This is a genomic window from Pseudomonas sp. KCJK9016 (assembly GCF_046231795.1).
GTDB classification, from domain to species: Bacteria; Pseudomonadota; Gammaproteobacteria; order Pseudomonadales; family Pseudomonadaceae; genus Aquipseudomonas; species Aquipseudomonas bananamidigenes.
Map to the genome: position 1 here is coordinate 15,143 of NZ_JBJJMM010000024.1, position 12,964 is coordinate 28,106.

Annotated in this window: 8 protein-coding genes; 6 read left to right on the forward strand and 2 right to left on the reverse strand. The window is 58.6% G+C overall.

The genetic code is table 11. The features are described from left to right. Positions 1 to 39 precede the first annotated feature (39 nt). From ACK6BI_RS21395 to ACK6BI_RS21410, 4 genes are read left to right on the forward strand one after another with little or no spacing between them, the layout of a single operon-like run. The gene (locus ACK6BI_RS21395) at positions 40 to 1,890 is read left to right on the forward strand and encodes an extracellular solute-binding protein (RefSeq protein ID WP_409318608.1); all 1,851 of its coding nucleotides are present in this window, start codon (positions 40 to 42) and stop codon (positions 1,888 to 1,890) included. Next, positions 1,877 to 2,941, forward strand: coding sequence for a microcin C ABC transporter permease YejB (locus ACK6BI_RS21400; RefSeq protein WP_409318609.1), 1,065 nt, complete (start codon positions 1,877 to 1,879; stop codon positions 2,939 to 2,941). Before ACK6BI_RS21395 ends, ACK6BI_RS21400 begins: the two co-directional genes overlap by 14 nt. Beyond that, on the forward strand, positions 2,941 to 3,963 hold the full coding sequence (locus ACK6BI_RS21405) for an ABC transporter permease (protein WP_409318610.1): 1,023 nt from the start codon (positions 2,941 to 2,943) through the stop codon (positions 3,961 to 3,963). Before ACK6BI_RS21400 ends, ACK6BI_RS21405 begins: the two co-directional genes overlap by 1 nt. 1 nt (position 3,964) lies before the next feature. Next, complete coding sequence (locus ACK6BI_RS21410) at positions 3,965 to 5,548, forward strand: ABC transporter ATP-binding protein (RefSeq protein ID WP_409318611.1); 1,584 nt, start codon at positions 3,965 to 3,967, stop codon at positions 5,546 to 5,548. 52 nt (positions 5,549 to 5,600) lie between these two features. Here the strand turns inward: ACK6BI_RS21410 and ACK6BI_RS21415 are convergent, their stop codons facing one another. Both ACK6BI_RS21415 and ACK6BI_RS21420 read right to left on the reverse strand, forming a co-directional pair. Next, a complete protein-coding gene (locus ACK6BI_RS21415) occupies positions 5,601 to 5,918 on the reverse strand; it encodes an SCP2 sterol-binding domain-containing protein (protein WP_010223709.1) in 318 nt (105 codons plus the stop codon). A 48-nt stretch (positions 5,919 to 5,966) separates the two neighbouring features. Further along, positions 5,967 to 6,677, reverse strand: a complete 711-nt coding sequence (locus ACK6BI_RS21420; RefSeq protein ID WP_409318612.1) for a histidine phosphatase family protein — start codon at positions 6,675 to 6,677, stop codon at positions 5,967 to 5,969. A gap of 205 nt (positions 6,678 to 6,882) precedes the next feature. On the opposite strand from ACK6BI_RS21420, the gene sohB reads away from it, so the two are divergent. Both sohB and ACK6BI_RS21430 read left to right on the forward strand, forming a co-directional pair. Then, positions 6,883 to 7,905: a protease SohB gene (gene sohB / locus ACK6BI_RS21425; protein WP_409318613.1), complete on the forward strand. Its 1,023-nt coding sequence runs from the start codon at positions 6,883 to 6,885 to the stop codon at positions 7,903 to 7,905. A gap of 191 nt (positions 7,906 to 8,096) precedes the next feature. Next, positions 8,097 to 12,941 (forward strand): dermonecrotic toxin domain-containing protein, encoded by a 4,845-nt coding sequence (locus ACK6BI_RS21430; protein WP_409318614.1) that lies wholly within the window; start codon positions 8,097 to 8,099, stop codon positions 12,939 to 12,941. The last annotated feature ends 23 nt before the right edge of the window (positions 12,942 to 12,964 follow it).

The following is a 12,964-nucleotide window of genomic DNA, read 5'->3' on the forward strand; positions in this document are numbered from 1 at the left end:
CAACACAATCAGGCGGGCGCGGGGTTGAAGGATCTGACCATGTTCTCCCGAATCACTTTGCTGGGTGTATGTCTTTTGCTGAGCCCGGCGTTATTTGCGCAGCCACGGCACGCCCTCACGGTCTACGGCGAAGCCCCGAAATACGCCGCGGATTTCCAGCATCTGGCCTACGTCAATCCCGATGCGCCCAAGGGCGGCAACCTGCGGCGTTCCTCGCTGGAAAGCGGTCCGTTCGATCACCTGATTCCCTACGTCGACAAAGGCACCGGTGTCGCCGAAGTCGATGGCTGGCTATACGCGCCGCTGGCTTATCGCAGCAAGGATGAACCCTACAGCGTCTACGGTCTGGTGGCGCAGCGAATGGAGCTGGATGCGGATCGACGTTGGGTGCGTTTCTATCTCGACCCAAAGGCGCGCTTCGAAGACGGCGCGCCGATCACCGCCGAGGACGTGCGCTACACCTTTGAACTGTTCATCACCAAGGGCAGCCTGAAGTACCGGCAGCAGTTCCGCGATGTCGCCGAGGTTCAGGTCGAATCACCCACCCGGGTGCGCTTCGTGTTCAAGAACAACGACAGCCGCACCTTGCCGATGGATCTGGCGGTGTTGCCCGTTTTGCCTGAACACTGGTGGCGCACGCGGGACTTTGCAGAAGGCGGTGGGTTCGAGATTCCGCCGGGCAGCGGGCCTTACAAGATCAGCGCGGTAGATGCCGGGCGCAGCGTGAAATTCCAGCGGATCAAGGACTGGTGGGCCAGGGATTTGCCGATCACTCGCGGGCTCTACAACTTCGATCAGCTGAGCGTGGAGTTCTTTGCCGACACCGACGTGTCACGGCAAGTGCTCAAGGCCGGCGGGTTCGATTACAACCGCGAGTTTTCTGCCACCGGTTACACCGTCGGCTATGCCGGTGCGGCGCTGGAGCAGGGCAAGCTGCTGCGCGAACACCTTGCACCAGGCGCTGCGCAAGGTGCCCAGGGGTTTGTGTTCAACCTGCAGAAACCGATGTTTCAGGACCGCCGGGTGCGCCAGGCGATTGCCATGCTCTGGGATTTCGAATGGAGCAACCGGCAGATGATGCGCAGCATGTACTTGCGCCAGCGCAGTTTCTTTTCCCATGGCGCGCTGTCGGCCACTGAATTGCCGGACGCCGAGGAACTGAAAATTCTCGAACCGTGGCGTGGCAAAATCCCCGACGAGGTGTTCAGCCAGGTGTTTGAAGCGCCGCGCACCGACGGTAGCGGCAACATTCGCGCGCAACAGTTGCAGGCGTTGAAACTGCTGGAGGCCGCCGGCTGGAAACCCCGTGGCGATCGACTGGTCAACGCTGCCGGCGAGCCGCTGCAATTCACCTTTCTCAATGGCCAGAAAGGCTTTGAGCGCTTGCTGTTGCCGTTTAAGCGCAACCTGGCGCAGATCGGTATCGGTTTCGAAATCCGTCAGGTCGACACCGCGCAATACACCAATCGCGTGCGCAGTCGTGACTACGACATGATCGTGGTCGGTTATCCGGTGAGCCAGGCGCCGGGCCGTGAAATGTTCAATTACTTCGGTTCCGACGGTGCCGATGATCCGGGCTCCAACAACTACATGGTACTGCGTGATCCGGCGGTGGATGCGTTGCTCGAAGGCGTGGTGCAGGCCGACAGTCGCGCAAGTCTTCTGCGTCATGCCCGGGCGCTGGATCGGGTACTGCAGTGGGGGTACTACTGGATTCCCAACTATTACCCGCCCGGAATCTCCACGGTGTGGTGGAACCGTTTTGGTCGGCCGGCGATCGCGCCCCTGTACGACGCAGGCCTGGATACCTGGTGGGAAATCAGTCCGACGGCGTTGACCGCCACTCAGGCGCAAAAACAGCAAAAGGAGTTCGCCCATGTGGGGTTATAGCCTGCGGCGTCTGCTGCTGATCGTGCCAACTCTGCTGGCGATTCTGCTGGTCAATTTCGTGATCGTGCAGGCCGCACCCGGTGGCCCGGTGGAGCAGGCCATCGCCCGGTTGCAGGGGATCGGCGTCGGCGGTGCCGTGGGAGCGAGCCATGTCGAAACCATTGGCGGCGAGTCCCGCGCCACTCGCGGTCTGGACCCGAAACTGGTGGCCGATATCGAGCGTCAGTACGGCTTCGACAAGCCCGCCACCGAGCGTTTGTGGCTGATGCTCAAAAGCTACGCGCAACTGGATTTCGGCAAGAGCTTCTTTCGCGGGGCCACGGTGACCGAACTGATCTGGCAGAAGCTGCCGGTGACCTTGTCGCTGGGGCTGTGGGCGACGCTGATCACTTATCTGGTGTCGATTCCGCTGGGCATTCGCAAGGCCGTGCACAACGGATCCGCGTTCGATGTCTGGAGCAGCGCAGCGATCATCATCGGCTACGCGATGCCCGGATTTCTGTTCGCGCTGCTGCTGATCGTGGTGTTCGCCGGCGGCACGGTGCTGGACTGGTTTCCGGTACGCGGGCTGGTTTCGGACAACTTCGCCGAGCTGACGCTCTGGAGCAAGGTGGCGGATTACTTCTGGCATCTGGTGCTACCGGTCAGCGCGCTGGTCATCGGCGGTTTCGCGACCCTGACGATCCTGACCAAGAACAGCTTCCTCAACGAGATTTCTCGGCTGTACGTGATCACGGCCCGGGCCAAGGGCCTGAGTGAGCGGCAGGTGTTGTACGGACATGTGTTTCGCAATGCGATGCTTTTGGTGGTTGCCGGGTTGCCTCAGGCATTGGTGACGGTGTTCTTCGGTGGCTCATTGCTGATCGAAGTGATCTTCTCCCTCGACGGCCTCGGACGCCTGAGTTACGAGGCGGCAGTATCGAGAGATTACCCGGTGGTGTTCGGTTCGCTGTTCATCTTCACCTTGTTCGGGCTGCTGATAAAACTGCTGGGCGACCTGTGCTACACGCTGGTCGACCCGCGTATCGACTTGACTGCGAGGGCTGCGTGATGCTGACGCTTTCTCCCATCGGGCAGCGCCGCTGGGCGCGGTTCAAGACTCATCGACGCGGCTGGTGGTCGTTGTGGCTGTTTCTGGGATTGTTCGGGCTGAGTCTGGGCGGTGAACTGGTTGCCAATGACAAACCGCTGTTGCTGACGTTTCAAGGGGAATGGTTTTTTCCGGCATTCAAGCGTTATACCGAACAGGATTTCGGTGGCGAGCTGCCATTTCAACCGGACTATCGCAGCGCCCAGGTGCGCCAGCTGATCGAAGGGCAGGGCGGCCGAATGTGGTTTGCGCCAATTCCGTTCGGCTTCGACACGGTCAATTACGATCTCACGGAACCGGCACCGAGCTCGCCCTCCGGCGATAACTGGCTGGGTACCGATGATCAGGCGCGGGATGTGCTGGCGCGGGTGATTTTCGGCACCCGGGTTTCGTTGCTGTTTGCGTTGGCGCTGACTGCCGCCAGTGCTTTGATCGGCGTTGCCGCCGGCGCTCTGCAGGGCTATTACGGCGGTTGGGTCGACTTGATCGGGCAGCGTTTGCTGGAAGTCTGGTCGGGGCTGCCGGTGTTGTATCTGTTGATCATCCTGTCGGGGTTCGTCGAGCCGAATTTCTGGTGGCTGCTGGGGATCATGGCACTGTTTTCCTGGCTCAGCCTGGTGGATGTGGTGCGCGCCGAATTCCTGCGCAGCCGGGGCCTGGAGTACGTGAAAGCGGCGCGGGCGTTGGGCGTCGGAAATACACAGGTGATGGTGCGGCACATCCTGCCCAACGCCATGAGCGCCACGCTGACGTACCTGCCGTTCATTCTCACCGGGGCTATCGCGACGTTGTCGGCGCTGGACTTTCTCGGCTTCGGCATGCCGGCGGGCAGCGCTTCGCTGGGTGAGTTGATCGGTCAGGGCAAGAGCAATCTCCAGGCGCCATGGCTGGGACTGACGGCGTTTTTTGCGCTTGCGTTGATTCTTTCATTGCTCGTCTTCATTGGCGAAGCCTGCCGTGATGCCTTCGACCCGAGGACTTGATATGTGTGAACACTTGATCGAAATACGCGACCTGCGCGTGGCTTTCAAAGGCCAGGCAGTGGTTCACGGTATTGATCTGGACATTCGTCCGGGGGAGTGCCTGGCACTGGTGGGGGAGTCGGGCTCCGGCAAATCGGTGACGGCCCACAGTATCCTGCAACTGCTCGATCCGCACATTACGCAGATCCATGGCAGCATTCGCTATGGTGGCGAAGAGTTGCTTGGCGTACATGAGCGTTATCTGCGGCAACTGCGAGGCAACCGGATCGCAATGATTTTTCAGGAGCCCATGAGTTCGCTGAACCCGTTGCACAGCATCGAGCGGCAACTGGGGGAAAGCCTGGCGCTGCACAAAGGCCTGGCGGGTGTGGCGGCGCGCAAACGGATTATCGAGCTGTTGGAACTGGTGGGTATTCAACGCCCGGTCGAGCGTCTGAAGGCTTATCCGCATCAACTCTCCGGCGGGCAACGGCAGCGAGTGATGATCGCCATGGCGCTGGCGTGTGAGCCTCGGTTATTGATCGCCGACGAGCCGACCACGGCCCTCGACGTCACCGTGCAACGCAAGATCCTGCTGCTGCTCAAGGACCTGCAACAACGACTGGGCATGGCGCTGCTGATCATCAGCCATGACTTGAATCTGGTGCGCACCATCGCCCAGCGGGTGGCGGTGATGCGTGCCGGCGAAATCGTCGAGCAGGCGACTTGCGAGCAGTTATTCCGGGCGCCGCAGCATCCTTACAGTATCGAGTTGCTCAATGCCGAACCCGGTGTTGCGGCGTTATGCCGGGACCGGGCGGAGGATCTGCTGCAGGTGCGCAATCTTAACGTGCGTTTTCGCCTCGGTGGCGGCTGGCTGCGGCGCAAGTCGTATCTGCACGCGGTCAACGGTATTGATTTGACTCTGCAGCGAGGCAAGACCCTGGGCATCGTCGGCGAATCCGGTTCGGGCAAGTCCACCCTCGGTCAGGCGATCCTGCGGCTGATCGACGCCGACGGCAGCATCCGCTTTGCAGGCGAAGCCTTGGAGGGGCTGAGCGGCAAACAACTGCGGCCATTGCGCAAGCGCCTGCAAGTGGTGTTTCAGGATCCGTTCGGAAGTCTCAGTCCGCGCTTGTGTGTTGAGCAGATCATTGCCGAGGGGTTGCAGGTGCACAGTGACTTGAGCGCGAGGGAGCGTGAACAGGCCGTGATCGATGTCTTGAGGGAAGTGGGCATCGACCCTGCCGCGCGTCACCGCTACCCCCACGAATTTTCCGGCGGGCAACGTCAACGCATCGCCATCGCCCGGGCGCTGGTGCTCAAACCTGATCTGATCCTGCTGGACGAACCCACCTCGGCGCTGGATCGCACGGTGCAGAAACAGATCGTCGCGCTGCTGCGCCGGTTGCAGGAGGAACACGGGCTGACGTATTTGTTCATCAGTCATGATCTGGCGGTGGTGCGAGCGCTGGCACACGATCTGATCGTGATGAAGGAGGGCGAGGTCGTGGAGCGCGGCGAAACGGATATGTTGTTTGGCTCGGCGCGGCATCCGTATACACGGGAGTTGCTGGCGGCATCGTTTGCCGGTTCGAATGCCTGAAACGACAAATCCCGCCACAGGGGCGGGATTTGTTCGCAGTCTGGCTGCCGACTTACGCCGGGAACAGCTCGGACAGTTTCATCGACAGCATCATGTCGCCTTCGACGCGCAGCTTGCCGCCCATGAAGGCCTGCATGCCGTCGGTTTCGCCGCTGACGATGCCTTTCAGGGTTTCGCTGTCCAGTACCAGCGTGCAGTTGGCGTCGGCGTTTTCGCCTTCCTGGATGTCGCAAGTGCCGTCTTTGACGATCAGGGCGTAGTGCTTGTCTTCGTCAGTGATGTTGAAACCGAAAACCAGGTCCAGGCCGGCAGCGGCAGCTGGGTTGAACTTGGCTTGCATTGCTTTTACGGCATCGGCTACGGAGGTCATTGTTCGATCCTTTTTGGTTGATTGCAGCAGGGTCACAGTAATCCGGACTCAGCGGAAAGTGATGAGTTCCGGGGCCTTCAGCAGTTGCAGGTGCGCATGACTGTTGAAGGAAGCCAGAGCCACCTCGCGACCACGGAACTTCAGCTGGTTGAGCGAGGTGTTGACGATTTGCCAGTTCAGTTCAAAGGCCTGGCGCGCAGGCATTCGGGTGATGAGGTGGAGCAGGGCAGTGATGGTGCCACCGGAGGTGAAAACGGCGACTGTCCGGGTGTTGTCGGCTTGATCGAGGATGCGGTTCAGCCCCGCCTGGACTCGCTCGACGAATCCCAGCCAGCTTTCCAGACCGGGTGTGTCGTAGGTGCCGGCCAGCCAGCGCTCGATGATCAGGGCGAAGATGCGCTGGAACTCGCCACGGTTCTGCGCGGCGTTGCGCAGGATGTCCAGTGCTTCGGGCTCTTCGGGCAGCATGGCCGGCAGCAGGGCGCGGATCACGGCGTCGGCGTCGAATTCGTTGAAGGCCGGATCGATTTCCAGCGCAGGAACCGGCAGGCCGGCTGCGGCGAACTGTTCCAGCGTGCTGTTCGCCGTGTGCTGCTGGCGACGCAGGTCACCCGACAGGCAGCGGTCGAAGCTGATTCCGAGGTCGGCGAGATGGCGCCCGAGGATCTCTGCCTGGCGTACACCGGTCGGCGACAGGACGTCATAGTCGTCTGCACCGAAGGAGGCCTGGCCATGTCGAATCAAGTAGATGCTGCCCACGTCCGCGTCATCCCGGTACGTTGAAGGTTGTGGCGAGGTTATGGGGATGACGGTGAGCTGTCAATGAAAAAACATACGCTTGTTTGAAATGCCCGTTACAGGGCTGTTTCCAGAGGTTTCACGTCTGGCCGACGAAGCACGGCATGGGTATGCTGGATGCATTCCGCGCCTGGCAAGCAACGGCGCATCGTTTGAAGGAGTCACTGTGGAGTTTTTGACTGAATACGCCAGTTTCCTGGCCAAGACCGTGACACTGGTCATCGCCATTCTCGTGGTGCTGGCAAGTTTCGCTGCATTGCGCAGCAAAGGGCGACGCAAAGCCGCGGGCCAGTTGCAGGTGAGCAAGCTCAACGATTTTTATAAAGGCCTGCGTGAGCGTCTGGAACAGACGTTGCTCGACAAGGATCAGCTCAAGGCCCTGCGCAAGGGCCAGGCAAAGACAGAGAAAAAACAGAAAAAGCAGCACGAAACCAGACCTCGTGTCTTCGTGCTGGATTTCGATGGCGACATCAAGGCTTCGGCTACCGAGAGCCTGCGACATGAAATAACCGCGTTGCTGACCCTGGCCACGCCGAAGGACGAAGTGGTCCTGCGTCTGGAAAGCGGCGGCGGCATGGTTCACAGCTATGGTCTGGCCTCGTCGCAACTGGCGCGTGTCCGTGATGCCGGCGTGCCGTTGACCGTGTGTATCGACAAGGTCGCGGCCAGCGGCGGCTACATGATGGCTTGCATCGGCGAGAAGGTCATCAGCGCGCCGTTCGCCATTCTCGGCTCCATCGGCGTGGTTGCGCAGTTGCCCAACGTCAATCGCCTCCTGAAGAAACATGACATCGACTTCGAGGTACTCACTGCCGGCGAATACAAACGCACCCTGACCGTGTTTGGCGAAAACACTGAAAAGGGCCGGGAGAAGTTCCAGGAAGACCTGGATCTCACTCACAAGCTGTTCAAGAACTTCGTTGCCCGATATCGCCCTCAACTGGCCATCGACGAAGTGGCCACCGGTGAAGTCTGGCTCGGCGTCGCAGCTCTGGAAAAACAACTGGTGGACGAACTCAAGACCAGTGACGAGTACCTGGCGGAGCGGGCGAAAAAGGCCGAGGTCTATCATCTTCATTACACCGAACGCAAAAGCCTGCAGGAACGTATCGGCATGGCGGCCAGCGGTTCGGTGGATCGCGTGTTGCTGAACTGGTGGAGCCGGTTGACCCAGCAGCGATTCTGGTAACAGGTCTTGCACTCGTGCGGCAGTGCCGCACGAGCCTGTATCAGTTTCAACAAGTGCATCTGTCGTACATATAGCTTTCATTGTCCTGCATTGTTGTTTGATTGATTGTGAAAACATCAATTAATCGTGCTGTTTTCGAGTATCTCCACACTTTAGTCTGAGTGTTCCTATACAGATCAAAGGTGTCGGACATGGATGTCGAAAACCATATTGAAACAACGCCTGAAATGAATACGGCCGAACAAGGCGTTTTCTTTGATTTACTGAAACAGCAGATGCCATCCTGGCTGCTCAAAGCATCAGCCGACGACAGACGCGCGCTCTATGACAGTCTGAAGACCAGTTTCCGCTCCAGACAGGCCTTGCTCGAACAGTTGCAGGCACTGAAATCACCAGAGCACTTTTGTGCGCCGTTACTGACCGAAGCCATGTCGCACAAGCTGGGTGAGCCCCTCGATATCGCAGGCGCGGTTTTTCAGCATGTACGCTCTACATCCAGCCTGTTGGGTTTGCGCAGGAAATTGATATTGCCTATCGGCCGGGATCTATTGACCGCAGCCTGCGAGAACTTCGAACGGTCCGAAACGCTGCCGGGTCATTACCACGAATTCTCCCTGCTCTATATTCCTGAGCGAGTGACGGGGAAAGCGAATCGTCTACTGGCAATAAAACCCCACGAGTTCGCCATTTTGTGCCGGGATCTCGATTTAGGGAAACGATACAGAAACCATATAGAGCGTTTTTTTGGAGGCGGGAAACAACCTGCAATTCTGCTTGACGCGTCCATTGCCTGCTTTCGAGACCGCTTTGAAGTCGACAGACATGTCGCTTATCTGCGAGGCCATATCAGTGCCGATGTCTATCGCACCCTTGCATCTGTTTCAGCTCCGTCTACCGGCGATAAAGCACTCGAGTACAAGAATCTTGCAATGCTGGGAGTGACGCTAAGAGGGCCCATGTTTATCGGCTCGGTCATGGCGTCATCCGGTGACACTGATTGTTGTGTCATCTATATGCCGGAGTCTCCGGATCACCCGTTGAAGGAGTATGCGTCCTTTCTCGAATTCGAGATCGAGTTGAGCAGACGCTTGAAAGATGCCGGTTTCCGAAAGTTTTTCATGCGCTTTGTCACGCTGCGGGATCATCTGTCATTCCTCAAGGGCATCGACGTGCGATTACTGAATGCAGGACCGCTCCATCTTCCCTTTGACACCCGATATTTGCCGCTCGGGGTCATGAGTCCTGAAGGCAAAGCAAAAACGGATCTCTTTCTGGCCCTCTTTGAACATCGCGCCGAACAGGTTCGTGCCGATGCCAGAGTTCTCGTTGTGTCCACGGACGACGAAGATGAGAAAACACGCCGGGAGAGGCTGGAAACGTACCAGTCCCTTGGCATCAATACATTGCTGTTTCTGGCCTCTTTCGTGCCCGTCCTTGGCGAGTTCATGTGTGCCGTGGCCGGCCTGCAGTTGCTCAATGAAGTTTACGAAGGCGTTGAAAGCTGGGCTCATGGCGATCAGGAGAGCGCGACGGATTACCTGTTCGATACGCTTGAAAATCTGATTCTCATGGCGACGTTTTCGTCAGGAGGCGCTGTCGCGGGCAAGGCATATCGACAGATCCGTGCGTCGAGCTTCGTGCAGAGACTGAGGCAAGTTCCGATCGGGTGGATGTCCCGAAGGCTATGGAGTCCCGACGTGTCGGCTTTGCGTATGCCCGAAAGCCTGCTGAATCGACTTCCGGCCGACGAGCGAGGCTTGATTCTTCACGCCGACAACCGATTCCTGAAGTTGGGCGATCATACCTACAAGGTGCAACCTGTATCCGGCAGCGGTTTATGGGAAATCAGCCATCCGCAGGCGTCGGCACGTTACCGACCACAGCTTGAGACCAACGGGGTCGGTACATGGCGTCATGAGAGCGAAACAACGCAGGACTGGAGCCCGCTCACGCTGTTTCGTCGTATGGGATATCGCCAGGAGGCAATACCGGATTTACGTGCCTTTCAGATCCTCGCTGCCAGCAATGTCGACGAATCCGTAATGCGGCAGACAATCATCAGCCGCAGCAGACCTGTGGCGATCCTGACGGACACTGCGCGCCGCTTTCAGGCCGACACCGAGGTCGGGCATTTCATGGCCTCGATCGCATCGCCCTTGTCCGCACAACAGGCAGACGCGGACCTTCAATTGTATTTGTTGACGTCGGCCGGACACTGGCCCCGGGACATACGAATTATTGTGACGGACGACCAGGACATAGAGGTTGCACGGTATGGGGATCACAACAGTGCTCGATTCGTCACGGTAAAACAGGAAGCACTTCGAAAAGCTGCGTTCTATTCACCATTACTGAACGCGCTGGACGGAGGCGAGCTTCTGCTTCTGTTGGGAGAGATGACCGAAGATCCGGACCTTCAAAACACCCTGCTGGCCGAGCACATAGGCGAGCTCGCTCCCTTTGAGCGAGTAGCATTGATGGAGCGTCTGTATCGTCGCACGGACATCATCGAACAGCCGAACGCCAGAACGATCCGTGCGGCGTTTGCGAATCTGCCGGCCAGTGTTGCCGACGAGCTGGTGCTGAATGCCGATACCGGTGAACGGCAGCTGCTTGAAACTGGAAAAGTGCCGTTGCGGCTGGCTGAAGAGGCGCGACGGTATCAACAGATTTTGCGCCTGAATCGTGCCTACGAAGGCTTGTATCTGGACGCTGCATTCGGCCGAGATGTAAACATGCTGATTCTCGACACTTTGGCTCATCTGCCCGGCTGGCCAGGAGATGTGTATGTCGAGATTCGAGACTGGGCAATGAATGGGGAACAGTTTGCCAGTGTCGGTCCTAAAGACTCCAGCTACAAAGTGATTATCGAAGCTTACGCTGACCGGTATGCAGGCCTGGATATTCAGGAAAAACCTGTTTCCGGCTCGCTGACACGCACCCGCAGCGCTTTTTTTCAGGTGCTCTGGGAGAGCTTTCCCGGGCACATTCGCCAAGCGTTGGGCGCCGAGACTGGAGGTGACGGATTACGCCAGAAGATCACGGACCTGGCGTTACGACGGCGCGAGGAATTGTATGCAGTGCTGGGAATTGCCGTGGCAGACCCGCGATATCGCTCTCCCATGAGGCTGGCGGATCGGCGGATCGAATGCTCCGTACGTCTGACCAGCGATACGGACGCTGTCGTACGCAGGTCGCCGGTTCTGGTGCAGCGCGCACGAGAACTGTATCCCTCTTTTTCGTCAGCACAGATCGATCTGTTTCTCGCATCTCTGGACAGTGATGAGGTGTTGGCCACCAGAGCATTGGAGACCCTGCGAGACCAGTACCAGACATTGGTCCAGGCATTGGAGCGATGGACTCACCGCAATACTCATTATCAGGCGGGTGATGGTCCCAGGCGTCAGGTACCTGCGCACAACAAGGCGCGGGCGACGCAGGCCATATTGCGTGCCTGGCGCAGGGAGTCGGTTGCCACGACACGTGACGGAAACCTCTCGTATCGCCTCACGCTTGATGGCAGCCCTTTGGGTGAAATGCCGGTATTGATCGGTGACTTCAGTCATGTCGATACCTTGCATATCAATGCCGTTGCAGCCGGTTCCGGGCTGAACAGCTTTCTGCACAATTTTCCGGGATTGCGCATGTTGAGCCTGACCGGCAATGAACTGACACGCATTCCAAGCGCAATTGAAACAATGCCGGGGCTTACCGTGCTGGACTTGAGTGACAACCGGATCCGTTTGATTGACCAGTCCATGAATGCCTTGGCCTCGCTGGAGCATTTGCAGTCGCTGGATCTGAGTTTCAATCCCACGCTGGGCCGCCCGCCGCGGCTTGCCTCGCTACGCAGGCTGCGTCACCTCGTATTGCGAGACGCCGGAATCAGCGAGTGGCCCTCTGACCTGGAAGGTTTGACGGCGCTGGAATTTCTCGATCTGCGTGACAATCGAATCGTCGACATTCCCCGGTCCGTGTTCAATGCGCCCGAGAGGTTGAATCGAGGAACCAGCGTAGATGGCAATCCGTTATCGACGGCGAGCCTTCAAGCAATTGCTGCCTATCAGCAGTCCCGGGGCATCAACCTGGGTGTGCTCACTTCCGAATACGTGAGTGGGCAACATCCACCTGAAGGTACAAGCGCAGACTGGGTCAGAGGCTTGCCCGCCGTCAAGGTGTCCCAAGTAAGAGAAGTCTGGTCGGCGTTGTCGGCCGATCCGCTGTCCAGATCTTTTTTTGAGACACTCCTGCTTTTGCGTGAGACCGCTGATTATTCACGGGCACCGGGGCCATTGACACAACGGGTCTGGACAGTCCTGGAAGCCGCGTGCGAAGACGACAGGTTGCGGCGTACGCTCTTTCGGATGGCAAGAACCGGCCAGGCGAGCGTGGCCAATGCTGTCGAGGTCTTCAGTGATCTTGAAGTCAGAGTCTTATGCTCACGGGCGCAGGCGGACCAGGCGGCTGGAGAACCGCTGGAGAGTCGCCTGATCCGGCTGTTACGTAGCCGGTTTCGATTGCAGGAAGTGCAAAGGCATGCGTCGATGGACATCGCCCACCGAACCCGTGCGGGAACGTTCACCCGGGAACAGGCAATGGAGCTGAGCCTGCTTTACCGGGTGCGGCTGGCGCACCGCCTGGAACTGACGGCTCAGCCCGATGCATTGAATGTACGGCTCGACGTTGAGGTCACTGATGTGCAGGTCGATCAGGTGTATCGCAAGGTCGTCATGGCTGAACGCACCTCGCAATTGTCGGAGTGGATGAGCGGTGAGGAATTCTGGTCCGACTATTTGATGACGGTCCATGAGGATGCATTTGCCGCTGCGCTGGAACGCAGCGCCGCTTCTATGGCGCGGCTCGAGCAACATAATGAATTGCCGCGTGAAGTCGCTTCACGGCAGGTGATGGCGATCCTGGATAACCTGCGAAATGAAAACCGGCAGGTGCGGTTGCGCTTGACCAGCGAAGCGTTGGTCCGAAATCCGGGTTTGTCTTTGCCGGAACCAGGCCGGTTCGCAGGTGGGGAAAGGTGAGCATGGTCCCCGGCCCCGCCTTG

Excerpts from the sequence above, each read along its gene's own strand:
- ACK6BI_RS21430 (WP_409318614.1), top strand. The coding sequence starts at position 8,097 with ATGGATGTCGAAAACCATATTGAAACAACGCCTGAAATGAATACGGCC.
- ACK6BI_RS21415 (WP_010223709.1), bottom strand. The coding sequence starts at position 5,918 with ATGACCTCCGTAGCCGATGCCGTAAAAGCAATGCAAGCCAAGTTCAAC.
- ACK6BI_RS21410 (WP_409318611.1), top strand. The coding sequence starts at position 3,965 with ATGTGTGAACACTTGATCGAAATACGCGACCTGCGCGTGGCTTTCAAA.
- ACK6BI_RS21405 (WP_409318610.1), top strand. The coding sequence starts at position 2,941 with ATGCTGACGCTTTCTCCCATCGGGCAGCGCCGCTGGGCGCGGTTCAAG.
- ACK6BI_RS21395 (WP_409318608.1), top strand. The coding sequence starts at position 40 with ATGTTCTCCCGAATCACTTTGCTGGGTGTATGTCTTTTGCTGAGCCCG.
- ACK6BI_RS21400 (WP_409318609.1), top strand. The coding sequence starts at position 1,877 with ATGTGGGGTTATAGCCTGCGGCGTCTGCTGCTGATCGTGCCAACTCTG.